At 43.1% G+C, this 25,867-nt stretch carries 44 protein-coding genes; 3 read left to right on the forward strand and 41 right to left on the reverse strand.

What is annotated here, in order from left to right; genetic code table 11:
• Positions 1-209, forward strand: a 209-nt coding sequence (locus GCA01S_RS20705; protein ID WP_042410095.1) for a hypothetical protein, incomplete at its 5' end; no start/stop codon positions are given.
• 198 nt (positions 210-407) lie between these two features.
• A complete protein-coding gene (gene pdaB, locus GCA01S_RS11285) occupies positions 408-1,169 on the forward strand; it encodes a polysaccharide deacetylase family sporulation protein PdaB (RefSeq protein WP_017433984.1) in 762 nt (253 codons plus the stop codon).
• A gap of 58 nt (positions 1,170-1,227) precedes the next feature.
• Here pdaB and GCA01S_RS11290 read toward each other — a convergent pair whose 3' ends face one another.
• The gene (locus GCA01S_RS11290; RefSeq protein ID WP_042410096.1) at positions 1,228-1,833 is read right to left on the reverse strand and encodes a KinB-signaling pathway activation protein; all 606 of its coding nucleotides are present in this window, start codon (positions 1,831-1,833) and stop codon (positions 1,228-1,230) included.
• Positions 1,834-1,984: 151 nt separating this feature from the next.
• Between GCA01S_RS11290 and gerD the strand changes: the two genes are divergently transcribed.
• The gene (gerD, locus tag GCA01S_RS11295; RefSeq protein WP_042410105.1) at positions 1,985-2,617 is read left to right on the forward strand and encodes a spore germination lipoprotein GerD; all 633 of its coding nucleotides are present in this window, start codon (positions 1,985-1,987) and stop codon (positions 2,615-2,617) included.
• Between the two features lie 38 nt (positions 2,618-2,655).
• Here gerD and GCA01S_RS11300 read toward each other — a convergent pair whose 3' ends face one another.
• The 40 genes from GCA01S_RS11300 to tuf all read right to left on the reverse strand — a co-directional run bounded on the left by GCA01S_RS11300 (position 2,656) and on the right by tuf (position 25,860).
• Positions 2,656-3,672, reverse strand: coding sequence for an Mrp/NBP35 family ATP-binding protein (locus tag GCA01S_RS11300; protein ID WP_017433987.1), 1,017 nt, complete (start codon positions 3,670-3,672; stop codon positions 2,656-2,658).
• Positions 3,673-3,769: 97 nt separating this feature from the next.
• The gene (cwlD, locus tag GCA01S_RS11305; RefSeq protein WP_042410106.1) at positions 3,770-4,480 is read right to left on the reverse strand and encodes an N-acetylmuramoyl-L-alanine amidase CwlD; all 711 of its coding nucleotides are present in this window, start codon (positions 4,478-4,480) and stop codon (positions 3,770-3,772) included.
• A gap of 66 nt (positions 4,481-4,546) precedes the next feature.
• The gene (locus tag GCA01S_RS11310) at positions 4,547-4,987 is read right to left on the reverse strand and encodes a YbaK family protein (RefSeq protein ID WP_042410107.1); all 441 of its coding nucleotides are present in this window, start codon (positions 4,985-4,987) and stop codon (positions 4,547-4,549) included.
• A 123-nt stretch (positions 4,988-5,110) separates the two neighbouring features.
• Positions 5,111-5,503 carry a 30S ribosomal protein S9 gene (gene rpsI / locus GCA01S_RS11315; RefSeq protein ID WP_017433990.1) on the reverse strand — a complete coding sequence of 131 codons (393 nt, stop codon included), beginning with the start codon at positions 5,501-5,503 and terminating at the stop codon, positions 5,111-5,113.
• A gap of 21 nt (positions 5,504-5,524) precedes the next feature.
• Positions 5,525-5,962, reverse strand: coding sequence for a 50S ribosomal protein L13 (rplM, locus tag GCA01S_RS11320; RefSeq protein ID WP_042410108.1), 438 nt, complete (start codon positions 5,960-5,962; stop codon positions 5,525-5,527).
• A gap of 152 nt (positions 5,963-6,114) precedes the next feature.
• Positions 6,115-6,861: a tRNA pseudouridine(38-40) synthase TruA gene (gene truA, locus GCA01S_RS11325; RefSeq protein ID WP_017433992.1), complete on the reverse strand. Its 747-nt coding sequence runs from the start codon at positions 6,859-6,861 to the stop codon at positions 6,115-6,117.
• Between the two features lie 14 nt (positions 6,862-6,875).
• Positions 6,876-7,673: an energy-coupling factor transporter transmembrane component T family protein gene (locus tag GCA01S_RS11330; protein WP_017433993.1), complete on the reverse strand. Its 798-nt coding sequence runs from the start codon at positions 7,671-7,673 to the stop codon at positions 6,876-6,878.
• The gene (locus tag GCA01S_RS11335; protein ID WP_042410110.1) at positions 7,663-8,538 is read right to left on the reverse strand and encodes an energy-coupling factor ABC transporter ATP-binding protein; all 876 of its coding nucleotides are present in this window, start codon (positions 8,536-8,538) and stop codon (positions 7,663-7,665) included. The genes GCA01S_RS11330 and GCA01S_RS11335 overlap by 11 nt, the downstream gene beginning before the upstream one ends.
• On the reverse strand, positions 8,514-9,353 hold the full coding sequence (locus GCA01S_RS11340; RefSeq protein WP_017433995.1) for an energy-coupling factor ABC transporter ATP-binding protein: 840 nt from the start codon (positions 9,351-9,353) through the stop codon (positions 8,514-8,516). The genes GCA01S_RS11335 and GCA01S_RS11340 overlap by 25 nt, the downstream gene beginning before the upstream one ends.
• Positions 9,354-9,481: 128 nt before the next feature.
• A complete protein-coding gene (gene rplQ, locus GCA01S_RS11345) occupies positions 9,482-9,844 on the reverse strand; it encodes a 50S ribosomal protein L17 (protein ID WP_017433996.1) in 363 nt (120 codons plus the stop codon).
• Between the two features lie 220 nt (positions 9,845-10,064).
• The gene (locus tag GCA01S_RS11350; protein WP_017433997.1) at positions 10,065-11,009 is read right to left on the reverse strand and encodes a DNA-directed RNA polymerase subunit alpha; all 945 of its coding nucleotides are present in this window, start codon (positions 11,007-11,009) and stop codon (positions 10,065-10,067) included.
• A gap of 177 nt (positions 11,010-11,186) precedes the next feature.
• Positions 11,187-11,576, reverse strand: coding sequence for a 30S ribosomal protein S11 (gene rpsK / locus GCA01S_RS11355; protein ID WP_017433998.1), 390 nt, complete (start codon positions 11,574-11,576; stop codon positions 11,187-11,189).
• Between the two features lie 25 nt (positions 11,577-11,601).
• Complete coding sequence (gene rpsM, locus GCA01S_RS11360) at positions 11,602-11,967, reverse strand: 30S ribosomal protein S13 (RefSeq protein ID WP_017433999.1); 366 nt, start codon at positions 11,965-11,967, stop codon at positions 11,602-11,604.
• A gap of 20 nt (positions 11,968-11,987) precedes the next feature.
• On the reverse strand, positions 11,988-12,101 hold the full coding sequence (rpmJ, locus tag GCA01S_RS19430; protein WP_003247619.1) for a 50S ribosomal protein L36: 114 nt from the start codon (positions 12,099-12,101) through the stop codon (positions 11,988-11,990).
• A gap of 34 nt (positions 12,102-12,135) precedes the next feature.
• Entirely contained in the window at positions 12,136-12,354 is a 219-nt protein-coding gene (infA, locus tag GCA01S_RS11365; protein WP_003247618.1) for a translation initiation factor IF-1, read from the reverse strand.
• A 103-nt stretch (positions 12,355-12,457) separates the two neighbouring features.
• On the reverse strand, positions 12,458-13,204 hold the full coding sequence (map, locus tag GCA01S_RS11370; RefSeq protein ID WP_017434000.1) for a type I methionyl aminopeptidase: 747 nt from the start codon (positions 13,202-13,204) through the stop codon (positions 12,458-12,460).
• The gene (locus tag GCA01S_RS11375; protein WP_017434001.1) at positions 13,204-13,854 is read right to left on the reverse strand and encodes an adenylate kinase; all 651 of its coding nucleotides are present in this window, start codon (positions 13,852-13,854) and stop codon (positions 13,204-13,206) included. Before GCA01S_RS11375 ends, map begins: the two co-directional genes overlap by 1 nt.
• Positions 13,855-13,905: 51 nt before the next feature.
• Complete coding sequence (gene secY, locus GCA01S_RS11380; RefSeq protein WP_042410113.1) at positions 13,906-15,198, reverse strand: preprotein translocase subunit SecY; 1,293 nt, start codon at positions 15,196-15,198, stop codon at positions 13,906-13,908.
• Positions 15,198-15,638 carry a 50S ribosomal protein L15 gene (rplO, locus tag GCA01S_RS11385; protein WP_017434003.1) on the reverse strand — a complete coding sequence of 147 codons (441 nt, stop codon included), beginning with the start codon at positions 15,636-15,638 and terminating at the stop codon, positions 15,198-15,200. Before rplO ends, secY begins: the two co-directional genes overlap by 1 nt.
• A gap of 23 nt (positions 15,639-15,661) precedes the next feature.
• A complete protein-coding gene (rpmD, locus tag GCA01S_RS11390; RefSeq protein ID WP_017434004.1) occupies positions 15,662-15,850 on the reverse strand; it encodes a 50S ribosomal protein L30 in 189 nt (62 codons plus the stop codon).
• A gap of 13 nt (positions 15,851-15,863) precedes the next feature.
• On the reverse strand, positions 15,864-16,364 hold the full coding sequence (gene rpsE, locus GCA01S_RS11395; RefSeq protein ID WP_017434005.1) for a 30S ribosomal protein S5: 501 nt from the start codon (positions 16,362-16,364) through the stop codon (positions 15,864-15,866).
• A 19-nt stretch (positions 16,365-16,383) separates the two neighbouring features.
• Positions 16,384-16,746, reverse strand: coding sequence for a 50S ribosomal protein L18 (rplR, locus tag GCA01S_RS11400; protein WP_017434006.1), 363 nt, complete (start codon positions 16,744-16,746; stop codon positions 16,384-16,386).
• 32 nt (positions 16,747-16,778) lie between these two features.
• Positions 16,779-17,315: a 50S ribosomal protein L6 gene (gene rplF, locus GCA01S_RS11405; RefSeq protein ID WP_017434007.1), complete on the reverse strand. Its 537-nt coding sequence runs from the start codon at positions 17,313-17,315 to the stop codon at positions 16,779-16,781.
• Positions 17,316-17,346: 31 nt separating this feature from the next.
• A complete protein-coding gene (gene rpsH / locus GCA01S_RS11410; protein ID WP_017434008.1) occupies positions 17,347-17,745 on the reverse strand; it encodes a 30S ribosomal protein S8 in 399 nt (132 codons plus the stop codon).
• 33 nt (positions 17,746-17,778) lie between these two features.
• The gene (locus tag GCA01S_RS11415; protein ID WP_003247599.1) at positions 17,779-17,964 is read right to left on the reverse strand and encodes a type Z 30S ribosomal protein S14; all 186 of its coding nucleotides are present in this window, start codon (positions 17,962-17,964) and stop codon (positions 17,779-17,781) included.
• A gap of 34 nt (positions 17,965-17,998) precedes the next feature.
• Positions 17,999-18,538, reverse strand: coding sequence for a 50S ribosomal protein L5 (gene rplE, locus GCA01S_RS11420; protein ID WP_017434009.1), 540 nt, complete (start codon positions 18,536-18,538; stop codon positions 17,999-18,001).
• A 27-nt stretch (positions 18,539-18,565) separates the two neighbouring features.
• Entirely contained in the window at positions 18,566-18,877 is a 312-nt protein-coding gene (gene rplX, locus GCA01S_RS11425; protein WP_017434010.1) for a 50S ribosomal protein L24, read from the reverse strand.
• A 37-nt stretch (positions 18,878-18,914) separates the two neighbouring features.
• Positions 18,915-19,283: a 50S ribosomal protein L14 gene (rplN, locus tag GCA01S_RS11430; RefSeq protein ID WP_008881934.1), complete on the reverse strand. Its 369-nt coding sequence runs from the start codon at positions 19,281-19,283 to the stop codon at positions 18,915-18,917.
• A 50-nt stretch (positions 19,284-19,333) separates the two neighbouring features.
• Positions 19,334-19,597 (reverse strand): 30S ribosomal protein S17, encoded by a 264-nt coding sequence (rpsQ, locus tag GCA01S_RS11435; RefSeq protein ID WP_003247581.1) that lies wholly within the window; start codon positions 19,595-19,597, stop codon positions 19,334-19,336.
• 23 nt (positions 19,598-19,620) lie between these two features.
• Positions 19,621-19,821 (reverse strand): 50S ribosomal protein L29, encoded by a 201-nt coding sequence (rpmC, locus tag GCA01S_RS11440; protein WP_017434011.1) that lies wholly within the window; start codon positions 19,819-19,821, stop codon positions 19,621-19,623.
• Positions 19,811-20,245 carry a 50S ribosomal protein L16 gene (gene rplP / locus GCA01S_RS11445; RefSeq protein ID WP_017434012.1) on the reverse strand — a complete coding sequence of 145 codons (435 nt, stop codon included), beginning with the start codon at positions 20,243-20,245 and terminating at the stop codon, positions 19,811-19,813. Before rplP ends, rpmC begins: the two co-directional genes overlap by 11 nt.
• 2 nt (positions 20,246-20,247) lie before the next feature.
• Positions 20,248-20,904, reverse strand: a complete 657-nt coding sequence (rpsC, locus tag GCA01S_RS11450; RefSeq protein WP_017434013.1) for a 30S ribosomal protein S3 — start codon at positions 20,902-20,904, stop codon at positions 20,248-20,250.
• 3 nt (positions 20,905-20,907) lie between these two features.
• Entirely contained in the window at positions 20,908-21,249 is a 342-nt protein-coding gene (gene rplV / locus GCA01S_RS11455) for a 50S ribosomal protein L22 (protein WP_012748888.1), read from the reverse strand.
• Positions 21,250-21,267: 18 nt separating this feature from the next.
• Positions 21,268-21,546, reverse strand: a complete 279-nt coding sequence (rpsS, locus tag GCA01S_RS11460; RefSeq protein WP_003247570.1) for a 30S ribosomal protein S19 — start codon at positions 21,544-21,546, stop codon at positions 21,268-21,270.
• 57 nt (positions 21,547-21,603) lie between these two features.
• Positions 21,604-22,434 (reverse strand): 50S ribosomal protein L2, encoded by an 831-nt coding sequence (rplB, locus tag GCA01S_RS11465; protein WP_017434014.1) that lies wholly within the window; start codon positions 22,432-22,434, stop codon positions 21,604-21,606.
• A gap of 28 nt (positions 22,435-22,462) precedes the next feature.
• A complete protein-coding gene (gene rplW / locus GCA01S_RS11470) occupies positions 22,463-22,750 on the reverse strand; it encodes a 50S ribosomal protein L23 (protein WP_017434015.1) in 288 nt (95 codons plus the stop codon).
• The gene (rplD, locus tag GCA01S_RS11475; RefSeq protein WP_017434016.1) at positions 22,750-23,373 is read right to left on the reverse strand and encodes a 50S ribosomal protein L4; all 624 of its coding nucleotides are present in this window, start codon (positions 23,371-23,373) and stop codon (positions 22,750-22,752) included. Before rplD ends, rplW begins: the two co-directional genes overlap by 1 nt.
• 29 nt (positions 23,374-23,402) lie before the next feature.
• Entirely contained in the window at positions 23,403-24,038 is a 636-nt protein-coding gene (rplC, locus tag GCA01S_RS11480; protein ID WP_017434017.1) for a 50S ribosomal protein L3, read from the reverse strand.
• Positions 24,039-24,058: 20 nt separating this feature from the next.
• Complete coding sequence (gene rpsJ, locus GCA01S_RS11485) at positions 24,059-24,367, reverse strand: 30S ribosomal protein S10 (RefSeq protein ID WP_003247558.1); 309 nt, start codon at positions 24,365-24,367, stop codon at positions 24,059-24,061.
• A 305-nt stretch (positions 24,368-24,672) separates the two neighbouring features.
• The gene (tuf, locus tag GCA01S_RS11490) at positions 24,673-25,860 is read right to left on the reverse strand and encodes an elongation factor Tu (protein WP_017434018.1); all 1,188 of its coding nucleotides are present in this window, start codon (positions 25,858-25,860) and stop codon (positions 24,673-24,675) included.
• Positions 25,861-25,867 lie beyond the last annotated feature (7 nt).

The following is a 25,867-nucleotide window of genomic DNA, read 5'->3' on the forward strand; positions in this document are numbered from 1 at the left end:
CGCTCGCCTTCGCTTTTCGTATTGTCCAGCTTCAGCGTCTAGCTCTCTTGCGCCAAATAACCTTCCCCTTCGAAGTGCAAGCACTTCTGCGGGTGAAGAACATTTGGCTTCGAGAGCTGATCTCGGTGCTTCCGCTTTTCTATGTGGACGCTTCGTTTTGTTCAGTTTTCAAGGAACATTTTTTCCTGTTCGCGACCTCTTTATACTAACATAACCATCAGCAGTATGTCAATACTGTTTTTGTTGTTTAAATTAGCGACGTACTATAATTTATCATGGTATTTTCCTGTTGTCAATACTTTTTTATTCAAATTAAAAAAGATTGTTTCAAAATATGTTTCATAACATTCCCGATGACAAGCATAAGATGGTCACAGGACGACTTTAGGACAAAGGGGGAAAATATAATGAACTTTTTCTACGCACTAAATGGGAGGTCCCTAAAAAAAGCATTGATTATCGTTCTTTCTGCATTTTTTACCGCCGCTATTTTATATGCACATGGAATGTATAATACCACTCTTTCTCTCTCTGCCGGTCCAAAGGCTATCTATAAAGTGGGGAAAAGCAAAGATGAAATAGCATTGACATTTGATATTAGCTGGGGGGATCAAAATGCTTTGCACATCCTCGATGTATTAAAACAAAACGGCATCAAAAATGCAACCTTTTTTTTATCGGCTTCGTGGGCAGAACGCCATCCAAACATCGTGAAGCGAATTAAAGAGGACGGCCACGAAATCGGCAGCATGGGTTATAACTTTTTGAACTATACGGAGCTAGAAAATGCGAAAATACGGCAAGATCTTATGCAAGCCAAGAAAGTATTTGACACCCTTGGAATAAAGGAAATAACATTATTGCGTCCTCCGGGAGGCAACTTTAACAAAAACGTGTTAAAGATTGCCGATTCCCTTGGCTACACAGTCGTTCACTGGAGCATTGATTCTAAAGATTGGCTTAATCCTGGCACCAACACCATTGTGAAAAATGTTGTCACCGACATGGAAGCGGGAGACATTATTTTACTTCATGCATCCGATTCTGCCAAGCAAACAGCAAAAGCACTTCCAAAGATTATTGAGGTAATGAAGGAAAACGGATACCGGAATGTTAGCGTTTCGCAGCTGATTGCGAATGGAGATGTAAGCAGCAAGGAAATCAATTAAACGATCATATGTTTGATCCGATTTTTACAAAAAAGGAGGAGCTCCTCCTCCTTTTCGGTTATGATTTCGCGCCGCCTGTTAATTTATGCAGTATAAGCAGCTGATAAGCATTGCAAGCTAATAAAGGAAACAACATTAAATAAAGCCAGTTTCGGTCATTAATACGCAATACAGGGAACCATTCAATTACCGTCACGACAATCATGAAGAACAAGGCTGGCACAAATGCTCCTTTATTGGTTTGCGCGCTTTTTATATACGCTACAACAAGCCCAACCATTAAAAGAAATAAAGCCACTAATATGTAACTAACCACAGACTCACCCTTGGCCGCAAATGCTTGATAACGAAAATATACCAAGTCAAACAGTACAAACAAAATTAACACCATTTGTACAGCGTTCCACAGCGAGGCAGAGCGGAAAATTCCCAGCCCAAAGCGATGGATAGTTAAATAGGCAAAAAAACCCGCTTGGCTCACGGCACTAAAAATAAAGCCAACACCAATATGCCACATCAATACAGCGAAAATTTCCACTACGTCCAATTGCAACAGCAGTTTTTGGTATTGGCCCCAATTAAAAACGATTCCTATAATTGCCGTCGTTATTCCTCCGATAGCTAATGTCGTTAAAAATAAACGCACCCATTTACGGCTGTTCACAACTCCATCCTCCATTATTCTCAACATGATTCGCTTTAAATTTTATCAACGACTTCGGAAAAAAGCCAGCTTGGAATAAAGCAAATGCATATTTTTCTGTTGAAAATTCATATTAAGGGTAGGGACTTTTGCAAGAAAGGAGCTTACCTACATGAAAAAAAGTACATTGCTCCTGTTATTGAGCTATTTTCTTATCCTTGGTTCTTGTGCTCCTCAAGAAATTAGTGCACCTCCCCCTGATTATGACGAAACGAAAAAAATGGTCGTTGATATTTTAAAAACCGATGAAGGAAAAAAGGCGATTCAAGAAATCATGACGGATGAAAAAATGAAGCAACAACTCATCATGGAACAAACCGTCATCAAAGACACGTTGCAAAAAGTACTGACTTCTGAACAAGGAATAAAATTTTGGGAGAAAGCACTACAAGATCCCAAAATTGCGGAAAGCTTTGCCAAAAGCTTAAAAACGGAACATGAAAAAACGATCAAAGCGTTGATGAAAGACCCGGAATATCAAGGGATGATGATAGATATTTTGAAAAATCCTGAAATGGAAAAAGCAATGCTAGACGTGTTAAAAAGCAAGGAGTTTCGCCAACATCTGCAGCAAGTCATCACCGAAACGCTGAACAGTCCATTGTTCCAAGCAAAAATTCAAGACATATTAATCAAATCGGCTGAAAACATACAACAGGAAACGAAAAAACAAGGCGATGGTGAAGAGGCGGGAGAGGGAGAAGAAAGCAGCGGAGATCAGCAAGGGCAAGGAGCAGGAAGCTAAAAGGAGAACATCTCTTAGAGATGCATCTCCTTTTTTATTTAACATTTTTCGATAATTTTGCGGGCGATGTCCATATATATTTGTCCAATCGGATGATCCTCGGCATACACCGATGGAGCAAAATCATCATCATTCCAATCTGGTTGCTGCAGCGGCAATTGGCCTAATAGTTCTGTTTGCAACTCCTTGGCAAGCTTTTCGCCACCGCCTTTGCCAAATACATATTCTCTTTCCCCTGTTTTGCGGCTTTCAAAATAGGACATATTCTCAATCACACCGATAATTTCATGCTCGGTACGAAGCGCCATTGCCCCCGCGCGCGCCGCCACAAACGCCGCTGTCGGATGCGGAGTAGTAACGATGATTTCTTTGCACGATGGCAGCATCGTATGGACATCTAACGCCACATCTCCTGTTCCAGGAGGTAAATCCAATAATAGGTAGTCTAGATCGCCCCATTCCACTTCTTTGAAAAAGTTGTTTAACATTTTTCCTAACATTGGACCACGCCAAATAACAGGAGCGTTATCTTCGACAAAAAAGGCCATGGAAATGACTTTTACTCCAAAACGTTCCACCGGAATAATTTTATCACCGCGCACCGTCGGGCGTTCGACAATGCCCATCATGTCCGGAACACTAAATCCATAAATATCGGCATCAATGAGCCCTACCTTTTTGCCAAGGCGAGCGAGAGAAACAGCCAAATTGACGGAAACGGTCGACTTTCCGACCCCGCCTTTTCCGCTGGCAATCGCAATGTAAGTAGTTTTGGACTTGCTCCCTTCATATTTTGCCACTACTTCTTCAGGAAGCTGTGCAAACCGCAAGCCTACCGAAGCAGCGCCCGCATCTTTTAATAATTGGACAACTGTCGTTTGCACCCGAAGCTGTTCTGCTGTTCCCGTTTTGGCCAATGCAATTTTGACGCTAACATGTTTTTTGTCTTCCTTAATTTTAATTTCTTGGATTGCATTTGTTTCTTTAAACGTTTTGTTTAAAAACGGATCTTTGATGTTTTCAAGCAGCGCTCTAACCTCGTTCTCCGTAAGCATCGATCATCACCAGCCCTTATGTATATATTGCGTTTCATATTTTTACTATATCATATATAATGATCGCATAGCCATTATGTAAAAAAAAGGAATCCCCCTACTTCGGGGGATTTTTCTCATTAGAAAAATATCGCAGCACTCCTTTGTATATCGAGGCGGCAAGTTTGGTTTGATAGTGATTGGAAGCTAAAAGTTCCCTCTCCTCCGGATTGGATAAAAAACCAATTTCGACGAGCGCGCCAGGTTTTTTCGCATATTTTAACAAATAAACGGTATCAATAACTTTGGCTACACGGTTTGTATTTTCAAGATTACGCCGCAACTCGTCCTGGATAAACCTAGCAAGCCGTTCATTTTCTATCAATGAACCATAATAAAAGGTTTGCGCTCCACGCCAACGCGGAGAAGGGATCGCATTGAGATGAATGCTAATAAATAAATCCGCTTCTGATTCATTAATAAAAGCGACTCGCTTTCGCAAATCCTCTGTTTTCCGCCGGCTGTAGCCGCGCGTGTCTTTATCAGCAAGATCGCTGTCCGTTTCCCTTGTCATCAGCACGAGCGCTCCTTGCTGCTGCAAGTAGTCACGCAATTTCGCCGCCACTTTCAGCGCCACTTCTTTTTCCGCCACATCGCCGCCGACCGCTCCGCCATCTGGTCCGCCGTGACCAGGGTCTAAAATGATAATCCTTCCAGATAGCGGAAGATTCCATGATTTTGTTGAAGTGGGATCGGAAAAAAGGTATTGGAACAAAACAATAATAATGGCCAAACTAATGACAAGAGCACCCAACCATTTTCCTTTCATTATTTCTCCTCCTGCGTTTCCCCTACTCTATGTTATATGGGACAAGAGGCTAAAATAGAACTTCTTTCAGTGAAGTTTCAAGCGCCGGCGTTTTTTTCCTTTTTCAAATCCTTCTGTCCACCAATAAATGATATAATGCTCGCATGTATAATAAAGCGATTCGCTTACCAATCCGTCATCGATATTGCCCCAAAAGCAAAGGAAATCGAATAATGTATCGATTAAATATTTTTCCTCTTGCGCACATCGTCTTCTTACGCTTTCTGTCGGCTCCCCATAGTAACCAAACCGGCTGTAGTTTGCACCGAGCAAATACGCCTCAATCGCGATATCGATGCATCCTTCCTCAATAATGGCTGGGAATACGCGATACATATGATAAAAAGGACCAAATTGTTCAATGACTTTCGTTTTTAACTTTTCCAACGACAACTCGCGCAACATTTTTCGCTCGTATAGTATTTGCTTTTCGCGTTTTTTTTCCTTAAATGAAGTAATGACATTCATGTTCTTTCACGCTCCTTTAGGATGTAGTTTTCAACGATTCATCCTAAACATGCGTGAAGAAAAAAGGTGAGGGAAAAGAAAAAAATCCCAGCCGATATGGCTGAGATTTGTGGAAAAATAAGATTAACGTTTGGAGAATTGTGGAGCGCGACGAGCACCTTTGAGACCGTATTTTTTCCGTTCTTTCACGCGAGCATCGCGTGTTAATAATCCTGCGCGTTTTAATATTGGGCGATAATCCGGGTCTACTTGCAATAACGCACGGGCAATGCCGTGGCGAATCGCACCTGCTTGACCAGCAAATCCGCCGCCTTTTACGTTTACCAACACATCATAATTTCCTAATGTTTCTGTTAACACTAGCGGTTGTTTCACCACTTCGATTAACGCTTCTGTTGGAATATAGTCACGAATGTCACGGTTGTTGACGATAATGCGTCCGTCTCCTGGAACAAGGCGCACGCGTGCAACAGAGCTTTTGCGACGACCTGTGCCATAATATTGTACCTGTGCCAAAATAATACCCTCCTTCATCGATTATCCGCGAATTTCATAAACTTCTGGTTTTTGTGCTTGATGTGGATGTTCGCTTCCACGATATACGTGCAGTTTTTTAAACATTTGACGACCTAAGCGGCCTTTTGGAAGCATTCCGCGTACCGCTCTTTCAATCATTTGCTCTGGATAGTTTGTACGCATTTCTAAAGCCGTTCTTATTTTTAATCCACCTGGATGCAAGCTGTGACGATAATAAAGTTTTTTCGTTAATTTTTTCCCGGTTAATTCCACTTTATCTGCATTGATCACGATGACATGATCGCCGCAATCCACGTGTGGTGTGAATATTGGTTTATGTTTGCCGCGCAAAATTGCTGCTACTTCACTTGCAAGGCGTCCTAACGTTTTGCCAGCAGCGTCGACAACGTACCATTTACGTTCTACTTCATTTGGCTTCGCCATGTAAGTTGTACGCATTCTGTTCCCTCCTAAAATAAAAAATAAACATGCAATTTGCTATAAAATTTATCTCAACACGATTACTTTCCGGGGCTAATCGTGGAAAAATACATACCATATTACATAATATCTCTTTAGCATATCAATGTCAAGAAAATGTTACACCAGGACTAGTTGTCATAATATACTTTCCATAAATACAGACCTTGAGGCGGAGCAGTCGGGCCAGCATAACGCCGGTCTTTTGCCTCCAAAATAGTGGAAATGCTGTCTGCGCTCCGTTTTCCTTGACCAACCTCCAAAATAGTCCCAACAATAATCCGCACCATATTATACAAAAATCCATTGCCAATCAGACGAAATTCTAACATCTCTTGATCAACGGCCATGTCCGCTTGATAAATAGTCCGTATACGATCATCTATATCGGTTTTTGCGGAACAAAAGCTCGTAAAATCATGTGTGCCTTCCATTAGTCGTAATGCACGTCTCATTGCTTCCATATCAAGTGGATAAGGGTAATGATAGCAATAATTACGCAAAAATACGTCACGTTCTTGGGCAATTCGTACTTTATATCGATATTCTTTTGCTTTGGCACTAAAACGCGCATGAAAAGAAGGATCCGCTTCTTGCACATCTTTAATCACTATATCATCCGGTAACTGGGCATTTAATGCTTTTTTCCATTGATCTGCAGAAAGCGATAAAAACGTATCGAAATGAATCACTTGCCCGTATGCATGAACACCCGCATCTGTCCTTCCTGAAGCAGTAGCACGAATCGCTTTCCCTTTATGCATTTGTTCCAGCACGCGTTCTAACTCGCCTTGCACCGTTCGTTTGCCAGGCTGAATTTGATAACCGGAAAAATGTGTACCGTCATAGGAAAGCGTGCATTTGATCCGTTTGCTCATTTTTCCCCTCCCTGTTATGAGCGTAGTACAAACAAAACAACAGCTAATAATAAAACTGCCGCTAAAAAAGCTGTATCTGTCCATTTCCATACCAACTGGCGAAATTTCGTTCTTCCCTCGCCGCCGCGGTAGCCGCGCGCTTCCATCGCGGTTGCCAGTTCCTCAGCGCGTTTAAACGAACTGATAAATAGCGGCACAAGCAGTGATACAATCGCTTTCATTCTTTCCGAAAATCGGCCTCCAGTAAAATCGACGCCGCGGGCTGTTTGTGCTTTCATAATTTTCTCCGTTTCTTCCATTAGCGTCGGGATAAAACGAAGAGAAATAGACATCATTAGCGCCAGTTCATGGACAGGAACGCGCATTTTTTTTAGCGGCGCCAGTAGGATTTCCACTCCGTCAGTCACTTCGATCGGGGTGGTGGTTAAGGTTAATAAAGTAGTAATAATAATGAGCAGTAGAAAGCGTAGCGAAATAAAAATTCCTTGCTTGACGCCGCCTTCGTAAATCGAAAAGGAACCAATTTGGTATAGCACATCCCCCTCTTTTGTCATCAAGACATGCAGCAAAAAAGTAAAGACGATAATCCATATAATCGGCTTTAAACCTCTAATCACAAACGATAACGGGATGCGCGACAATGCGAGAAAACCAAATGTAAATACCGTTAATACGGCATAAGTAACACTATTATTCGCTAAAAAGACGATAAATACGTACATAAAGATGATTAACAGTTTGGCACGCGGGTCCATGCGGTGAATGACGGAATTGCCAGGTACATATTTCCCAATAATCATGCTATTCATCATGAGTGTTCACCTTGGAAAATAATTTTTGAATGGCGTCTACGGTCTCTTCGATCGTCAAACACGGAGATGGCAGGGTAATCCCTAACTTTTTCTCCAATTCTTTTTTTAGACGCACTGTCTCCGGTACATTGAGCCCAATTTCCTCTAAAGAATCGCTATCTTGAAAAATTTGTTGTGGTGTTCCCGTTTTCCACACGGTCCCTTTATGCATAACAATCATATAATCTGCATATGCGGCAGCATCCTCCATGCTATGGGTAACTAATACGGTCGTCATCTGTTTTTCACGATGAAGGCGGTAGAACATTTCCATGATTTCTTTACGCCCGCGTGGGTCTAGGCCAGCCGTCGGCTCGTCCAACACAATCACATCAGGTTCCATCGCCAACACCCCGGCAATGGCAACACGGCGCATTTGCCCGCCGCTTAAATCAAACGGCGACTTGCTTAATACGTCCTCCGGAAGCCCGACTAGCTTAATCAGCTCTCTTGCCTTCCTTTTTGCTTTCTCCTCGGGAACACCGAAATTCATTGGTCCGAAACATATATCTTTCTCCACTGTTTCCTCAAACAGTTGGTGTTCTGGAAATTGAAAGACAATACCAACCTGTTTGCGGAGCGGTTTTAAGTCCCTTTGGCGTTTTTTATTTGTAATCGTTTGATTTCCTACCGTCACTGTGCCGCTTGTCGGCTGAAGCAACCCGTTTAGATGTTGCAACAACGTCGATTTTCCTGAACCAGTATGACCGACAACCGCCACATAAGAGCCGCTTTCAATCATGATGTCCACGTCGTATAACGCTCGACGGGCAAACGGTGAGTTGGCATTATATACATGTTCTACCTTTTGGAATATAATGTCCATAATTCTTCTACCAACTCCTCTATCGTAAAGTAGCTTGAAGATAGCGGGATTCCGCACTGTTTTAGCCGGTCTCTTATTTTTACCGCAAACGGCAAATCCAAGCCTATTCGTTCTAGTTTTGTCCCAAGCGCAAAAATTTGTTTCGGCGTTCCTTCTGTCATTATTTCCCCTCTATTCATGACAATAACGCGGTCGGCCTTAGCGACTTCCTCTAAATCATGGGTGATGGACAACACAGTGATACGTTGTTTTTTGTTTAAATCACGGACGGTGTCTAATACTTCCTGCCTTCCTTTTGGATCTAGCATCGATGTTGCCTCATCTAAAATGATGAGATCCGGCCGCAAGGCAAGGATGCCTGCAATCGCAACGCGCTGCTTTTGACCGCCGGAAAGGTGATGTGGTTCATGGTGCAAAAACTCTTCCATATGAACTTGCCGAATCGCTTCATGAACTCTTTTGACCATTTCGTCGCGAGGAACCCCATTGTTTTCCAGAGCAAAAGCGACATCATCTTCTACCGTCGTTCCGACAAACTGATTATCTGGATTTTGGAATACCATGCCAACGCGACGGCGGATTTCCCAAACTGTCTGCTCATCAAGCACATGATGAAACAGCTTAATCACACCGCTTTCCGGTCTTAACAACCCGATAAGCAATTTAGCAATGGTTGATTTTCCTGAACCGTTATGCCCGACAATCGCCAGCCATTCCCCACGCTTCGCTTGGAATGTTACGTTTTGCACAGCATAATCAGATTGATTTGGATAGCGAAAACATAGCTTTTCCACGGATAAAATGGTTTCTGTCATAATTCCTTCTCCTTGTCTCTTCTATCTCTCACCTCTACTCTACTACAAACCAGTAAAATAAAAAAAGGGCATAGATCCAGTTCGAAAGAAACTGTCTCGCCCTTGTTAGTCAACAGAACTGCTTTACATTACACTAGTTCAATGATCACCATTGGCGCTCCATCGCCGCGGCGAGGACCAAGTTTCATAATCCGAGTATAACCGCCTTGGCGATCTTGATAACGCGGTGCAATATCGCTGAACAGCTTTTGCAGTGCGTCTTGACCTGTTTCACTGTTTGCTACTTCTTTACGAATAAATGCTGCCGCTTGACGGCGTGCATGCAAATCACCGCGCTTGCCAAGCGTGATCATTTTTTCAATCACAGAACGCAATTCTTTCGCACGCGCCTCTGTTGTTTCAATACGCTCATTAATGATTAAATCTGTTGCTAAATCGCGAAGCAATGCTTTGCGTTGAGCGCTTGTACGTCCTAATTTTCTGTATGACATGAGATGTCCCTCCTTTATAATATTTTCGCATGATATCCGATGCAAATCTCTTATTTAGCTGCTAACAAGAATGGTAACAATAATGTTTCTCGAACAAAATGAAACTGCAATATTTAGCAAGTCAACCAACAAATAGACGAACATGCCCTATTCCTAGCTGTTTTCGTTCGACAAAGCCGATTTCCATAGTAACATGAAAATACTAGTTAAACAACGTTAACTAGTCATCTTTCCGCAGGCTAAGCCCAAGTTCAGCCAGCTTCGCTTTTACTTCTTCAAGAGATTTGCGACCAAGATTGCGCACTTTCATCATATCTTCTTCTGTTTTTTGCGTCAGTTCTTGAACCGTGTTAATACCGGCACGTTTCAAGCAGTTGTAGGAACGGACAGAAAGATCAAGCTCTTCAATAGTCATTTCGAGCACTTTTTCTTTTTGATCTTCTTCTTTTTCCACCATGATTTCCGCATTTTGCGCTTCATCTGTCAGGCTGACGAAAATATTTAAGTGCTCGGTTAAAATTTTCGCACCGAGGGAAATGGCTTCTTTCGGTCCGATGCTTCCATCTGTCCACACATCAATGGTTAACTTATCATAGTCCGTCACTTGTCCGACACGCGTATTCTCTACTTGATAAGAAACGCGTGAAACAGGTGTATAAATCGAATCGATAGGGATAACGCCTATTGGCTGATCCTCGCGCTTGTTGGCCTCAGCTGGAACATACCCACGTCCCCGTTTGGCGGTCATTCTCATACGCAAACGCCCGCCTTCTGCCAACGTAGCAATATGAAGGTCCGGGTTTAAAATTTCCACATCGCTGTCGTGAGTAATATCAGCAGCTGTGACAACTCCTTCACCCTGTACATCGATTTCCAACGTTTTTTCTTCATCGGAATAAATCTTTAACGCTAATTTTTTTATGTTCAAAATGATTGCTGTCACATCTTCTACGACGCCATCAATCGTTGAGAACTCATGCAGTACACCATCTATTTGTACCGATGTCACAGCAGCACCAGGGAGTGAAGATAATAGGATACGACGTAAGGAGTTACCCAAAGTTGTACCATATCCACGCTCAAGCGGTTCGACGACGAATTTGCCATATTTGGCATCTTCGCTGATTTCAACCGTTTCGATTTTCGGTTTTTCAATTTCAATCATCGATTATTATACCCTCCTTCAAAACGTCGAGACCCCGACCAAACGATACACGCCTAATCGAAATTCCCCCATGAATAAGTTCCCAAATGTGTAAATGGCTAAGCAATATTTTCCCTGTACATAATGATACTTATCATATCCCATTATTGACAAGGATACAAATTCTATACAGGGATATTACACACGGCGACGTTTTGGCGGACGGCATCCATTGTGCGGGATAGGAGTTACGTCTTTAATTGCTGTAATTTCCAATCCAGCTGCCTGCAATGCGCGAATCGCTGCCTCACGACCAGCACCAGGTCCTTTTACGTTTACTTCTACTGTTTTCATTCCATGTTCCATCGAAGCTTTTGCAGCTGCTTCCGCTGCCATTTGCGCCGCAAATGGTGTCGATTTACGGGAACCTTTAAAACCTAACGCTCCAGCGCTGGACCAAGCAATCGTATTTCCGTGAACGTCTGTAATCGTTACGATCGTATTGTTAAAAGTGGAACGAATATGGGCAATACCCGTATCAATATTTTTTCTTACACGGCGTTTGCGTGTATTTGTTTTACGTGCCATTCGTGGAATTACCTCCTTTGCTTAATTATTTTTTCTTGTTCGCTACGGTACGGCGTGGACCTTTACGTGTACGAGCATTGTTTTTCGTATTTTGGCCGCGAACCGGCAAGCCGCGACGGTGGCGAAGGCCACGATAGCATCCGATCTCAATTAAACGTTTAATATTTAACGATACTTCGCGACGAAGATCTCCTTCCACTTTCAAGCGGCTGACGATCTCGCGAATTCTCCCTAATTCTTCCTCTGTCAAGTCACGAACACGAGTATCTTCTGATACACCTGCTTCTTTCAAGATTTTTTGAGCAGTTGGTTTGCCGATTCCGTAGATATAAGTTAACGAAATAACTACACGTTTATCACGTGGAATATCTACACCTGCAATACGTGCCATATTGTACACCTCCTTAAAGATTAACCTTGTCGTTGTTTATGTTTTGGATTTTCGCAAATCACCATAACTTTACCACGTCTACGAATAACTTTACATTTTTCACAAATAGGTTTTACAGATGGTCTTACTTTCATGTCTTTTACCTCCCTGTCAAACGGAGTGCTTTCATTATTTATAACGATACGTGATTCGACCGCGTGTCAAATCATACGGAGATAATTCTACCGTAACTTTATCTCCAGGTAAAATCCGAATGAAATGCATGCGAATTTTACCAGAAACATGCGCCAATACAGTATGACCATTTTCTAATTCTACACGAAACATCGCATTTGGCAATGTTTCGACTACAGTGCCTTCCACTTCAATTACATCGTCTTTAGCCATCGAGCGGCTCTCCCTCCTTCGAATGAGTAACATAGTGTTACGAAAAACCGAATGAACACCATATTGGCCAACGGCTCCACAATCCGTGTCCATCATGATTATATTAGAGGGTTGTCAAGATTTCATAGCCATTTTCTGTAATGGCGATCGTGTGCTCAAAATGGGCACACATCTTTCCGTCTACCGTAACGACGGTCCAGTTATCAGCAAGTGTTTTGACATAGCGGCTGCCCGCATTGACCATCGGTTCAATACATAACGTCATTCCTGGTTTTAAACGCGGTCCTTTATTCGGCGGACCATAATGCGGTATTTGCGGGTCTTCATGTAAGTCTTGACCAATTCCGTGCCCAACATACTCGCGAACGATCGAAAAATGGTGAGATTCCACATACGTTTGAATCGCGTGAGAAATATTGGACAAACGGGCACCTGGTTTTGCTTCTTCTAATCCTATATATAAGGATTTTTCCGTTACTTCAAGAAGCTTTTTCGTTTCTTCCGCAATTTCCCCAACAGGATACGTCCATGCGGAATCAGCATGATAGCCATTATATTGGGCGCCGACATCAATGCTGATAATATCTCCTTCTTTTAATACCCGGTTGCCAGGAATTCCGTGAACAAGCTCTTCATTTACAGAAGTGCAAATGCTTCCTGGAAATCCGTTGTATCCTTTAAACGAAGGAATGGCACCGTACTGGCGTATTACGTCTTCCGCAATCGCATCCAACTCTTTCGTTGTAATCCCAGGACGAATATGTTTTTCTAACTCTTTTCGGGTCAGCGCCACGATTTTCCCGGCCTCGCGCATGATTTCAATTTCACGCGGAGTTTTGCAAATAATCATTATTGTAATCCTCCGAGAAGTTCACGAATATCTGCGAATACTTTTTCAATATCTTGCTGTCCGTTAATGTGGCGTAAATACCCTTTTTTCTCGTAAAAATCCAGCAACGGCTGCATTTGTTTGGCGTTTACTTCGAGCCGGTTCGCTACCGTCTCTTCATTATCATCGGCGCGTTGGTATAGTTCGCCGCCGCATTTATCGCAAACGCCTGGCTTGGCCGGCGGATTAAATACAAGATGGTACGTTGCGCCACAGTTTTTACAAATTCTTCTTCCTGTCAACCGTTCCATTAAAATATCTTTATTTACATGAATATGAATCACATAATCAATCGTGCGATTTAATTCGGCAAGAATGTTTTCTAACGCCTCCGCTTGGGCAACCGTCCGTGGAAACCCGTCTAGCAAAAATCCTTTTTGACAATCGTCTTTGCTTAAACGCTCGCGAACGATGCCGATGGTCACTTCATCCGGAACAAGATCACCGCGATCCATATATTCTTTCGCTTGCAATCCTAATGGTGTTCCCTCTTTAATGGCCGCACGGAACATATCACCAGTGGAAATATGCGGAATTCCGTATGTCTCAACAATTTTTTCCGCTTGAGTACCTTTTCCGGCACCTGGTAAACCCATTAGTACTAAATTCATCCTCGCTCCCCCTCAGCTCTAAGAGGCAAGGGGCGGTTGCTCCTGACCTCTTTATTTAATAAAACCTCGATAGTGACGTTTCACAAGCTGGCTTTCTAGCTGTTTCATTGTCTCGAGCGCAACACCGACGACAATGAGCAAACTGGTTCCACCGATGCGAGCGGAAGGTGGCAAATTAGCAAAATTGACAAAGAACACAGGAAGGACCGCAACTGCTGCTAAAAATATCGAACCGACAAATGTAAGCCGGTATAAAATTTTGGTGACATACTCCTGTGTATTTTTCCCTGGACGTATCCCTGGGATATAACCACCTTGTTTTTTCAAGTTGTCCGCCATTTGTTCAGGATTGACTTGAACAAAGGCATAGAAATACGTAAAGGCGATAATTAATAGCACGTAAAGAACCATGCCAACTGGGTGTGTATAGTCGAATGTTTTCCGAATCCACAATGTTACATCATTCGATCCAAAAAACGATGCAATTGTCGGTGGAGCAACAAGAAATGACACGGCAAAAATCACTGGAATAACTCCCGCTGGATTCACTTTCAGCGGCAAATGGGTAGAATGCCCGCCAACCGGGCTCCGTCCTTCCAGTCGTTTAGCATATTGAATCGGAATTTTCCGGAATGCTTGTTGAATGTAAATAACGCCAACGATAACAACAACTACCGCTAACGCAACAAGCAGAAGCTTCACAATGCGCAAAAACAACTCTTCGCCGGCATTTTCAAATTGCTGTGCATAAATTTGATTGAGCACAGCAGGGATACCGGAAACGATCCCGGCAAAAATAATAATCGAAATGCCGTTTCCTACACCTTTCGCAGTAATTTGTTCACCAAGCCACATCAGAAATGCCGTTCCGGCTGTTAAAACCGTTGCGATTAATAAATAGGTTGGTATACCAGGGTCTTTAATGAGCGCTCCCGATGCCATACGGTTAAAACCATACGACATTCCGAACGCCTGAATAAAACCTAAAATGACCGTAAAATAGCGGGTAAACTGAGCTAATTTACGTCGTCCAACCTCACCTTGCTTCGACCACTCCGTAAATTTAGGAACAACATCCATCTGCAGCAGCTGCACGATGATGGATGCTGTAATATACGGCATCACGCCCATCGCAAAAATCGAGAAGTTTTGCAATGCCCCGCCGCCGAATATGTTAAGAACGCCAAAAGCGTTTAGCTGATCCTGCACTTTTAAGACATCCGCATTCACATTCGGAACGGGGATAAATGTTCCAATCCGGAACACAATGAGCATAAGAAGAGTAAAGATGATTTTTTTTCTTATATCACCGACGCGCATAAAGTTGGAGATTGTCCGAAACATTAAATCACCTCAGTTTTACCGCCAGCAGCTTCGATTGCCTCTTTGGCAGAAGCAGAGAATTTGTGAGCTTTTACCGTTAGCTTTTTCTCAATTTGTCCTTTGCCTAAAATTTTCACGCCCGATTTCAATTTGCTGATGACGCCTGTTTCCAGCAGCAACTCAGGTGTTACTTCTGTTCCGTCTTCAAAACGGTTTAATTTGTCAAGGTTAACAATGGCGTATTCTTTGCGGTTGATATTGGTGAAACCGCGTTTTGGAAGACGACGGAATAAAGGAGTTTGACCACCTTCAAAACCGAGGCGTACTCCACCGCCAGAGCGGGCGTTTTGACCTTTTTGACCTCTGCCAGATGTTTTGCCGTTACCAGAACCGATACCGCGGCCGACGCGATTACGTTCTTTCCGGGAACCCGGTGCTGGTTGTAATTCGTGAAGTTTCATGGCGAAGCACCTCCTTATGATCATTATTCTTCAATTTCTTTTACTTTGACAAGGTGTGCAACTTTGTTAATCATCCCGCGGATCGCAGGATTATCGTTATGAATGACAGTTTGATGCATTTTCCGTAAACCTAACGTTTTAACGGTAATCCGTTGATCTTCCGGACGACCGATAACGCTGCGAGTGAGGGTAATCGCTAATTTTTTTGCCACTATATTTCCCTCCTTATCCTAACAGTTCCTCAACTGTTTTGCCGCGCAATCTCGCTACATCTTCAGCACGTTTTAATTGTTTTAATCCATCCACGGTAGCGCGCACCATGTTCACTGGCGTGTTTGAACCGATCGATTTGGAAAGAATATCGCTGATACCTGCTAACTCCAATACAGCACGTGCCGGACCACCAGCGATAACCCCTGTACCTTCGGATGCAGGTTTTAAAATGATTTTTCCGGCGCCAAAATGGCCGATCACTTCGTGAGGAATCGTTGTGCCAACGATCGGTACTTCAATTAAATTTTTCTTTGCATCTTCAATCGCTTTGCGAATCGCATCCGGAACTTCTTGTGCTTTACCTGTACCAAAACCAACATGACCGTTTTTATCGCCGACAACGACTAATGCGGAAAAGCGTAAACGACGTCCACCTTTTACTACTTTTGCAACACGGTTCACCGCTACTACGCGCTCTTCAAGTTCAAGTTTATTTGGATCGATACGACGCATCTTTGTCCCTCCTTTATGATTAAAATTCTAAGCCAGCTTCACGAGCGGCATCGGCAAGTGCTTTTACCCGTCCATGGTATAAGTATCCGCCGCGGTCAAACACCACTTTTTTAATGCCTTTTTCCAATGCCCGTTTTGCTACTAACTCACCGACTTTTTTAGCTGCTTCAATATTTCCAGTCGATTCCAAGTCAAATTCTTTATCTAGTGTCGAAGCACTGACAAGTGTCACAGCTTTCATATCATCAATAATTTGCGCATAAATGTGTTTGTTAGAACGGAACACATTTAAGCGTGGACGCTCGGCAGTTCCAAATATTTTTTTACGAACGCGTGCGTGTCTTCTTTTACGAACTGCGTTTCTATCAATTTTCGTGATCATTTATGTCACTCCTTTCATTTCGCTAAGCCGCGTTATTTACCAGTTTTCCCTTCTTTAAGACGTACAACTTCACCTTCGTAGCGAATGCCTTTACCTTTATACGGCTCAGGTGGACGCACCGCGCGAATGTTCGCGGCAAGCTCGCCAACACGTTGTTTATCCGCACCTTTTACAACGATTTTCGTTTGCGAAGGAACTTCAATTTCTAATCCTTCTTCCGGTTCAATTTCTACCGGATGAGAAAAACCGACGCTAAGGACAAGTTTTTTACCTTGTTTAGCCGCACGATATCCGACACCAACGAGCTCAAGCGCTTTTTCGTATCCTTTCGATACGCCTTCCACCATGTTTGCAAGCAAGCTGCGAGTCGTACCATGAAGCGCACGATGAAATTTCTCATCGCTCGGACGAGTAACTGTGATCATATTATCTTCTACTTTGATAGTCATATCTGGATGAAAAGTGCGAGTTAATTCTCCTTTTGGCCCTTTCACTGTAACGGTATTGCCGTTTACCGTTACTGTTACACCAGAAGGAATTTCAATTGGCTTTTTACCGACACGTGACATGTACAAACACCTCCATTCTTAACAAAATGAATTACCATACGTATGCGATTACTTCGCCGCCAGTTCCTTTTTGACGCGCTTCTTTATCCGTTAAAATGCCTTGCGATGTAGAAAGAATTGCAATTCCTAATCCGTTCAATACACGAGGCACTTCATGCGCTTTAACATAAACGCGCAAACCTGGTTTGCTAATGCGTTTTAAGCCAGTGATTACACGTTCATTATTTGGACCGTATTTTAAGAAAATACGAAGAATGCCTTGTTTGTTGTCTTCAATGTATTCGTAATCACGAATAAAACCTTCGCGTTTTAAAATTTCCGCGATTTCGCGTTTCATTTTCGAAGCCGGTACTTCAAGCTTCTCATGACGTACCATGTTCGCATTACGAATGCGAGTAAGCATATCTGCAATTGGATCTGTCATCACCATTATGTTTTACCTCCTTCCCAATTCGTGGGTTTATTACCAGCTTGCTTTTTTAATGCCTGGAAGTTGACCTTTATATGCTAGTTCACGGAAACAAATACGGCAAAGTTTAAATTTGCGATAAACCGAGTGCGGACGGCCGCAGCGTTCGCAACGGGTATACGCTCTTACTTTAAACTTTGGCGTACGTTTTTGTTTCGCAATCATTGATTTTTTAGCCACGATTTCGCCTCCCTTGCTTTACGGATGGGATTCATTATTTTTGGAATGGCATGCCGAGCAATGTTAAAAGTTCACGTGCTTCTTCGTCCGTGTTGGCTGTCGTAACAATGACGATATCCATGCCGCGCACTTTATTGACTTTATCATAGTCGATCTCAGGGAAAATTAATTGTTCTTTAATTCCTAGCGTGTAGTTGCCGCGACCATCAAACGATTTTTTCGATACACCTCGGAAGTCACGGACGCGTGGAAGCGATACGGAAATCAGTTTATCTAAAAATTCATACATACGTTCTCCGCGCAATGTTACTTTCGCACCGATCGGCATTCCTGCACGAAGACGGAAGCCAGCGATCGATTTTTTCGCGCGAGTCACAACCGGTCTTTGACCAGCGATTAATGTTAATTCTTCCACTGCGCTGTCAAGCGCTTTTGGATTTTGTACTGCATCGCCAACACCCATGTTAATGACGATTTTTTCAATTTTTGGGACTTGCATTATAGATTTGTAGTTAAACTTGCTCATAAGAGCAGGTACCACTTCTTTTACATATTTCTCTTTCAGGCGGTTCATAAGAGTACCTCCTTTCTGACATCACGATTATTTATCTAAAATCTCACCGGATTTTTTTGCATAACGTACTTTTTTGCCGTCAACAATCTTATAGCCAATGCGGGTTGGAGTTCCCGTTTTTGGATCTAAAGGCATTACTTTTGATACGTGAATTGGTGCCTCTTTTGTGATAATACCGCCTTGCGGGTTTGCTTGTGATGGTTTCGCATGTTTTTTGACGATATTGACACCTTCAACAATCACGCGGTTTTTCTTAGGAAATGCCGCTAGAATAACGCCTTGTTTCCCTTTATCTTTACCGGAGATTACTTGTACTTTATCACCTTTTTTTACATGCATTGCAGTTCGCACCTCCTTAAAAGGCTTTTCCTGTCCGTTAAATTACTTCTGGAGCTAAGGAAATGATTTTCATAAAGTCTTTATCGCGCAATTCACGAGCAACTGGCCCGAAAATACGCGTACCGCGCGGGCTTTTGTCATCGCGAATGATAACGCAAGCATTTTCGTCAAAGCGGATGTAAGAACCGTCAGAACGGCGAACACCGCGTTTTGTACGGACAACCACTGCTTTTACGACTTGACCTTTTTTAACAACGCCACCTGGTGTAGCATCCTTGACCGTTGCAACGACAACGTCGCCAATGTTTGCATAGCGGCGACCAGAGCCACCTAAAACTTTAATAACAAGCACTTCCCGTGCACCTGAGTTATCAGCCACTTTTAAACGAGATTCTTGTTGAATCATCGACGAAACCTCCTTTCGGAATTATATCACCGAACCAAACCTTGTAATGATTAAACGATAACTGCTTTTTCAACGATTTCCACTAAGCGGAAACGTTTTGTTGCCGAAAGCGGGCGGGTTTCCATAATTTTTACGATGTCGCCAACTTTTGCAATGTTATTTTCGTCATGCGCTTTATATTTTTTCGAATATTTCACGCGTTTGCCATAAAGCGGATGCTTTTTGTATGTCTCAACAAGAACGGTAATCGTTTTATCCATTTTGTCGGATACAACGCGGCCTACGTATACTTTGCGTTGATTGCGTTCACTCATGTCGCAAACCTCCTCTCAAACGTTTATTTATTGGCAGCGATCTCTCTTTCACGGATGATCGTTTTCATGCGTGCGATATCTTTACGCACTTGGCGAATGCGTGCCGTGTTTTCCAATTGCCCTGTTGCCAATTGGAAGCGAAGGTTGAATAACTCTTCTTTTAATGCTTTAATTTTTTGTTCAATTTCGGCAGTGGTAAGTTCACGAATTTCCTTAGCTTTCATTTGCTTCACCACCAATTTCTTCGCGTTTTACGAATTTGCATTTAATCGGAAGTTTGTGAGAAGCAAGACGCAATGCTTCACGTGCCACTTCCTCTGAAACACCGCCAACTTCAAACATTACTTTACCTGGCTTAACAACCGCTACCCAACCTTCAGGAGCACCTTTACCGGAACCCATCCGCACTTCCAACGGTTTTGCTGTATATGGTTTAGAAGGGAAAATTTTAATCCAAACTTTACCGCCACGTCTCATATAACGAGTCATCGCACGACGAGCTGCCTCGATTTGGCGGTTGGTAATCCAAGCGGATTCCAACGCTTGCAATCCGTATTCACCGAAATGTACTTCCGTGCCGCCTTTTGCGCGACCTTTCATGCGTCCGCGATGTTCACGACGATATTTTACGCGTTTTGGCATTAACATAATTATTTTCCTCCTTCCTCAGTTTTCTTTTTTGTCGGAAGGACCTCTCCACGATAAATCCATACTTTTACGCCGATTTTTCCGTATGTTGTATCCGCTTCTGCCGTTCCGTAATCGATGTCAGCGCGAAGTGTATGGAGTGGAACAGTTCCTTCGCTGTAATGTTCCGAACGAGCGATATCAGCACCGCCGAGACGACCGGATACCATCGTTTTAATCCCTTTTGCACCTGCGCGCATTGCGCGTTGAATTGCTTGTTTTTGCGCACGACGGAAGGAAACGCGGTTTTCTAATTGGCGAGCAATGTTTTCCGCTACTAGTTTCGCATCTAAATCTGGTTTTTTGATTTCAACGATGTTAATGTGAACACGCTTGCCAGTTAATTGCGTTAACGCTTTGCGGAGCGCTTCTACCTCCGAACCGCCCTTACCGATGACCATGCCTGGTTTGGCCGTATGAATCGTAACATTAACACGGTTTGCCGCACGTTCGATTTCAATGCGAGATACCGCAGCATCTTGCAAACGTTTATTAATATACTCACGGATTTTTAGATCTTCATGTAAAAGGTCCGCATAATCTTTTTCAGCGTACCATCTAGAGTCCCAGTCACGAATAATGCCGATGCGGAGACCGACTGGATTCACCTTTTGACCCACTTATTATCCCTCCTTCTTTTCTGAAACAACGATGGTGATATGGCTTGTGCGTTTATTAATCGCGCTTGCACGTCCCATTGCGCGCGGGCGGAAACGTTTCAGCGTTGGACCTTCGTCCACATATGCTTCCGTAATAACCAGTTTGTTCACGTCCATGTCATAGTTATGTTCAGCGTTTGCTACCGCAGATTTTAACACTTTTTCAATAATCGGAGAAGCAGCTTTTGGCGTGTGGCGAAGAATGGCTACTGCCTCACCAACTTCTTTTCCTCGAATTAAATCAATCACTAAACGTGCTTTACGAGGAGCAATCCGGACTGTTCTTGCAACAGCTTTAGCTTGCATGTGTTTAACCTCCTCTCATTAACGTTTTGTTTTCTTATCGTCGCCAGCGTGGCCTCTGAACGTACGTGTTGGCGCGAACTCGCCAAGTTTGTGTCCGACCATGTCTTCCGTAATATAAACCGGTACATGTTTGCGTCCATCATATACGGCAATCGTATGACCAACAAATTGCGGGAAAATTGTCGAACGACGAGACCATGTTTTAATTACTTGTTTTTGTCCTGTCTCATTTAATTTTTCGATTTTTTTCATTAAATGCTCATCACAAAACGGACCTTTTTTTAAGCTGCGACCCATAAATGAACCTCCCTTCGTGATTGTGCTACGGTTCTTAAGAACCGTAGTTCAACCCCGTTATTTTTTACGACGGCGGATAATAAATTTATCCGATTTATTTTTCTTTTTACGAGTTTTAAATCCAAGTGTCGGTTTGCCCCAAGGAGTCATTGGCGATTTACGTCCGATTGGCGCTTTACCTTCACCACCACCGTGCGGGTGATCGACAGGGTTCATAACCGAACCACGAACTGTTGGGCGAATACCTAACCAACGAGCACGACCTGCTTTACCGATGTTGACCAGTTCATGCTGTTCGTTACCTACTTCACCAACTGTTGCCCGGCAAGCACCTAAAATCATGCGTACTTCGCCAGATGCAAGACGAACAATGACATATTTTCCTTCTTTCCCAAGCACTTGTGCGGATGTGCCAGCTGCGCGAACTAACTGTCCGCCTCTTCCTGGTTTCAGCTCGATATTGTGCACAAGCGTACCAACTGGGATATTTTCAAGCGGCAATGCGTTGCCGACTTTGATGTCTGCATTTGGTCCAGACATAATTTCCATGCCTACTTTAAGGTTTTTCGGCGCAATAATATAACGTTTTTCACCGTCTGCATAATGAATTAATGCAATGTTTGCGGAACGGTTTGGATCGTACTCGATTGTAGCAACGCGGCCTGGAATTCCATCTTTGTCGCGTTTAAAATCAATGATACGGTATTGACGTTTATGACCGCCACCTTGATGGCGTACTGTAATTTTCCCTTGGTTGTTGCGACCCGCTTTTTTCTTTAATGGCGCGAGCAACGATTTTTCCGGCTGATCGGTTGTGATTTCTGAGAAATCAAGCACTGTCATGCCACGACGACCGTTGGATGTCGGTTTATATTTTTTAATCGCCATGTTGGTTTCCCTCCTTCGCTTTTAAACTTTATACTTCGAACAGTTCGATCTCTTTGCTGTCTGGCGTTAGCGTTACAATCGCTTTGCGGCGACGGTTTGTATAACCGCTGTAACGGCCAACGCGTTTAAATTTCCCTTTATAGTTCATAATGTTGACTTTCGCTACTTTTACGCCAAAGATTTTTTCAACAGCATCTTTTACTTCGGTTTTATTGGCTTTTACATCTACCTCAAACGTGTATTTTTTTTGCGCTGTTAAATTCATGGTATTTTCCGTGATGATGGGGCGCTTAATAATATCGCGAGGATCTTTCATTATGCAAGCACCTCCTCTACTTTCTCCACGGCCGCTTTCGTGATTACAAGCTTATCATGGTTTAACACATCAAGAACGTTAATGCCGTTCGCTGTAACCACAGTAACGCCTGGAATATTGCGCGCAGATAGTGCAACATTTTCATTGACGTCATCTGTTACAATCAGCGCTTTGCGATCAACTGAGAGATTGTTTAAGATTTTTACCATTTCTTTTGTTTTTGGCGCTTCTAATGTTAAGCTGTCTAAAACAACAATGTTGTTTTCAAGAACTTTAGAAGATAATGCCGATTTAATTGCTAAGCGACGGACTTTTTTCGGCAGCTTATAGCTGTAGCTGCGCGGAACCGGGCCGAATACTGTACCACCACCACGCCATTGTGGAGCGCGAATCGAACCTTGACGAGCGCGACCTGTTCCTTTTTGGCGCCATGGTTTGCGGCCGCCGCCACTTACTTCCGAACGATTTTTTGTTTTATGCGTTCCTTGACGCAGCGAAGCGCGTTGCATAATGACCGCTTCGAATAACACATATTTATTTGGCTCAATACCAAAAACGGAATCGTTCAGTTCAATTTCACCGATTGTTTCTCCGTTCTGGTTATACAATGCTACTTTTGGCATTGGATAGTTCCTCCTTTCCTAGCAAAATGTTATTTTGCTTTCGCTTTTACTGCGCTTTTTACGATCACTAAACCTTTTCTTGGACCAGGTACGTTTCCTTTGATAAGAAGAAGGTTGCGTTCTGGATCCACTTTCACGATTTTCAAGTTTTGGATCGTTACACGTTGTCCACCCATGCGGCCTGGCAATTCTTTCGATTTAAATACGCGGTTTGGAGCAATCGCACCCATCGAACCAGGACGACGATGATAGCGAGAACCGTGTGCCATTGGTCCGCGCGATTGACCATGCCGTTTGATCGCGCCTTGGAATCCTTTCCCTTTTGAAATTCCAGTCACATCGACAATATCGCCTTCAGAAAAAATATCTACTTTGACTTCCTGACCAACTTCGTATTCATCGACATTTGCGCCGCGGATTTCGCGGATGAAGCGCTTAGGTGCAGTATTCGCTTTCGCAGCGTGGCCGATTTGCGGCTTATTGGCGCGTTTTTCGCTTAAATCCTCAAAACCTAATTGGATCGCCTCATAACCGTCCTTTTCAATCGTTTTCTTTTGCAATACCACGTTTGGAGTTGCTTCAATGACGGTTACAGGAATTAAATCGCCATTTTCTGCGAATACTTGCGTCATACCGATTTTTCTCCCTAAGATTCCTTTGGTCATTCGTCACACCTCCTGCTTAATTAAAGTTTAATTTCAATATCAACGCCAGATGGCAAATCAAGGCGCATTAATGAATCTACTGTTTGTGGAGTAGGGTTTACGATATCGATCAAGCGTTTATGTGTACGCATTTCGAATTGTTCACGAGAATCTTTGTACTTGTGAACAGCGCGTAAAATCGTATAAACAGTTCTTTCCGTTGGTAACGGAATCGGACCGGATACTTTTGCGCCGGAACGTTTTGCTGTTTCTACGATTTTCTCCGCAGATTGATCAAGAATTCGATGATCGTAAGCTTTTAAACGGATACGAATTTTTTCTTTTGCCATTGTTTTCCCTCCTTCTTCGCCTATTTTCAAAATAGACATTCTCCATGGAAATTTCCTGCACACTCGCCATGGCAAAGCGACCGGGTGTGTCAGCAACCTTCCACTTCATCGCAGTCAAAGACCAACATTTGATATTATACAGATATGTAAACGGGATTGCAAGCTATTTCTTCGTTTTTCTGCGCACTTCTTAATTATACATAGCTAAATGTCCATTTTCAACCTGCCGAAAAATTGCATAAAAAAACAAGCAGGTTTGCACAAGGCAAACCTGCTTGTTTTTCTGCCACAGAAGCGCAAGTATATTACTCAATGATTTCAGATACAGAACCTGCGCCTACTGTACGTCCACCTTCACGGATTGAGAATTTTGTACCTTCTTCGATCGCGATTGGCGCGATTAATTCTACTGTCATTTCAACGTTGTCGCCAGGCATAACCATTTCTACGCCTTCTGGAAGCGTGATGATGCCTGTTACGTCTGTTGTGCGGAAGTAGAATTGTGGACGATAGTTAGAGAAGAATGGAGTATGACGTCCACCTTCTTCTTTTGTTAAAACGTAAACTTGCGCTTTAAATTTTGTATGTGGTGTGATAGAACCTGGTTTCGCAAGTACTTGACCGCGTTCTACTTCGTCACGGGAAATACCGCGAAGAAGCGCACCGATGTTGTCACCAGCTTCTGCTTGGTCAAGAAGTTTGCGGAACATTTCTACACCAGTAACTGTTGTAGATTTTGGCTCGTCAGAAAGACCAACGATTTCTACTGCGTCACCAACTTTTAGCGTACCGCGTTCTACACGGCCAGTTGCTACCGTACCACGACCAGTGATCGAGAATACGTCTTCAATTGGCATCATGAATGGTTTGTCAATTTCACGTTGTGGAGTTGGAATGTATTCGTCAACTGCATTCATCAATTCAACAATTTTTTCTTCCCATTGCGGATCGCCTTCAAGCGCTTTTAATGCAGAACCTTTGATAACAGGCACTTCATCGCCAGGGAAGTCATATTCAGATAATAGATCACGAACTTCCATTTCAACTAGTTCTAATAATTCTTCGTCGTCTACCATGTCGCATTTGTTCAAGAATACGACGATGTATGGTACACCTACTTGGCGAGAAAGAAGAATGTGTTCGCGAGTTTGTGGCATTGGACCGTCAGCTGCAGATACAACAAGGATCGCGCCGTCCATTTGCGCTGCACCTGTGATCATGTTTTTCACGTAGTCCGCGTGTCCAGGGCAGTCAACGTGTGCATAGTGGCGTTTGTCAGTTTCATACTCAACGTGTGCAGTAGAGATTGTGATACCACGTTCACGTTCTTCTGGAGCTGCGTCGATTTGGTCATACGCTTTTGCTTCTGCTTTACCTTGTTTAGCGAGAACCGTTGTAATCGCAGCAGTTAACGTCGTTTTACCGTGGTCAACGTGGCCGATAGTACCAATGTTGACGTGTGGTTTCGTACGTTCGAATTTCGCTTTAGCCATGAGAAAT

The organism is Parageobacillus caldoxylosilyticus NBRC 107762, assembly GCF_000632715.1.
Taxonomy (GTDB): domain Bacteria; phylum Bacillota; class Bacilli; order Bacillales; family Anoxybacillaceae; genus Saccharococcus; species Saccharococcus caldoxylosilyticus.

Coding starts and splice junctions, on each gene's coding strand:
- pdaB (WP_017433984.1), top strand. CDS start 408: ATGAACTTTTTCTACGCACTAAATGGGAGGTCCCTAAAAAAAGCATTG.
- gerD (WP_042410105.1), top strand. CDS start 1,985: ATGAAAAAAAGTACATTGCTCCTGTTATTGAGCTATTTTCTTATCCTT.
- GCA01S_RS11300 (WP_017433987.1), bottom strand. CDS start 3,672: ATGCTTACGGAGAACGAGGTTAGAGCGCTGCTTGAAAACATCAAAGAT.
- cwlD (WP_042410106.1), bottom strand. CDS start 4,480: ATGAAAGGAAAATGGTTGGGTGCTCTTGTCATTAGTTTGGCCATTATT.
- GCA01S_RS11310 (WP_042410107.1), bottom strand. CDS start 4,987: ATGAATGTCATTACTTCATTTAAGGAAAAAAAACGCGAAAAGCAAATA.
- rplM (WP_042410108.1), bottom strand. CDS start 5,962: ATGCGTACAACTTACATGGCGAAGCCAAATGAAGTAGAACGTAAATGG.
- truA (WP_017433992.1), bottom strand. CDS start 6,861: ATGAGCAAACGGATCAAATGCACGCTTTCCTATGACGGTACACATTTT.
- GCA01S_RS11330 (WP_017433993.1), bottom strand. CDS start 7,673: ATGATGAATAGCATGATTATTGGGAAATATGTACCTGGCAATTCCGTC.
- GCA01S_RS11335 (WP_042410110.1), bottom strand. CDS start 8,538: ATGGACATTATATTCCAAAAGGTAGAACATGTATATAATGCCAACTCA.
- GCA01S_RS11340 (WP_017433995.1), bottom strand. CDS start 9,353: ATGACAGAAACCATTTTATCCGTGGAAAAGCTATGTTTTCGCTATCCA.
- rplQ (WP_017433996.1), bottom strand. CDS start 9,844: ATGTCATACAGAAAATTAGGACGTACAAGCGCTCAACGCAAAGCATTG.
- GCA01S_RS11350 (WP_017433997.1), bottom strand. CDS start 11,009: ATGATTGAAATTGAAAAACCGAAAATCGAAACGGTTGAAATCAGCGAA.
- rpsK (WP_017433998.1), bottom strand. CDS start 11,576: ATGGCACGTAAAACAAATACACGCAAACGCCGTGTAAGAAAAAATATT.
- rpsM (WP_017433999.1), bottom strand. CDS start 11,967: ATGGCACGTATTGCAGGTGTAGATATTCCACGTGATAAACGTGTAGTT.
- rpmJ (WP_003247619.1), bottom strand. CDS start 12,101: ATGAAAGTAAGACCATCTGTAAAACCTATTTGTGAAAAATGTAAAGTT.
- infA (WP_003247618.1), bottom strand. CDS start 12,354: ATGGCTAAAGACGATGTAATTGAAGTGGAAGGCACTGTAGTCGAAACA.
- map (WP_017434000.1), bottom strand. CDS start 13,204: ATGATTATTTGCAAAACTCCGCGTGAAATTGAAATCATGCGCGAGGCC.
- GCA01S_RS11375 (WP_017434001.1), bottom strand. CDS start 13,854: ATGAATTTAGTACTAATGGGTTTACCAGGTGCCGGAAAAGGTACTCAA.
- secY (WP_042410113.1), bottom strand. CDS start 15,198: ATGTTTCGGACAATCTCCAACTTTATGCGCGTCGGTGATATAAGAAAA.
- rplO (WP_017434003.1), bottom strand. CDS start 15,638: ATGAAACTTCACGAATTACAACCAGCACCGGGTTCCCGGAAAGAACGT.
- rpsE (WP_017434005.1), bottom strand. CDS start 16,364: ATGCGTCGTATCGATCCAAATAAACTTGAACTTGAAGAGCGCGTAGTA.
- rplR (WP_017434006.1), bottom strand. CDS start 16,746: ATGATCACGAAAATTGATAGAAACGCAGTTCGTAAAAGAAGACACGCA.
- rplF (WP_017434007.1), bottom strand. CDS start 17,315: ATGTCACGTGTCGGTAAAAAGCCAATTGAAATTCCTTCTGGTGTAACA.
- rpsH (WP_017434008.1), bottom strand. CDS start 17,745: ATGGTGATGACAGATCCAATTGCAGATATGCTTACTCGCATTCGTAAT.
- rplE (WP_017434009.1), bottom strand. CDS start 18,538: ATGAACCGCCTGAAAGAGAAATATGTAAAAGAAGTGGTACCTGCTCTT.
- rplX (WP_017434010.1), bottom strand. CDS start 18,877: ATGCATGTAAAAAAAGGTGATAAAGTACAAGTAATCTCCGGTAAAGAT.
- rplN (WP_008881934.1), bottom strand. CDS start 19,283: ATGATTCAACAAGAATCTCGTTTAAAAGTGGCTGATAACTCAGGTGCA.
- rpsQ (WP_003247581.1), bottom strand. CDS start 19,597: ATGAGTGAACGCAATCAACGCAAAGTATACGTAGGCCGCGTTGTATCC.
- rpmC (WP_017434011.1), bottom strand. CDS start 19,821: ATGAAAGCTAAGGAAATTCGTGAACTTACCACTGCCGAAATTGAACAA.
- rplP (WP_017434012.1), bottom strand. CDS start 20,245: ATGTTAATGCCAAAACGCGTAAAATATCGTCGTGAACATCGCGGACGC.
- rplV (WP_012748888.1), bottom strand. CDS start 21,249: ATGCAAGCTAAAGCTGTTGCAAGAACAGTCCGGATTGCTCCTCGTAAA.
- rpsS (WP_003247570.1), bottom strand. CDS start 21,546: ATGGGTCGCAGCTTAAAAAAAGGTCCGTTTTGTGATGAGCATTTAATG.
- rplB (WP_017434014.1), bottom strand. CDS start 22,434: ATGGCGATTAAAAAATATAAACCGACATCCAACGGTCGTCGTGGCATG.
- rplW (WP_017434015.1), bottom strand. CDS start 22,750: ATGAAAGATCCTCGCGATATTATTAAGCGCCCCATCATCACGGAAAAT.
- rplD (WP_017434016.1), bottom strand. CDS start 23,373: ATGCCAAAAGTAGCATTGTATAACCAGAACGGAGAAACAATCGGTGAA.
- rplC (WP_017434017.1), bottom strand. CDS start 24,038: ATGACCAAAGGAATCTTAGGGAGAAAAATCGGTATGACGCAAGTATTC.
- rpsJ (WP_003247558.1), bottom strand. CDS start 24,367: ATGGCAAAAGAAAAAATTCGTATCCGTTTAAAAGCTTACGATCATCGA.
- tuf (WP_017434018.1), bottom strand. CDS start 25,860: ATGGCTAAAGCGAAATTCGAACGTACGAAACCACACGTCAACATTGGT.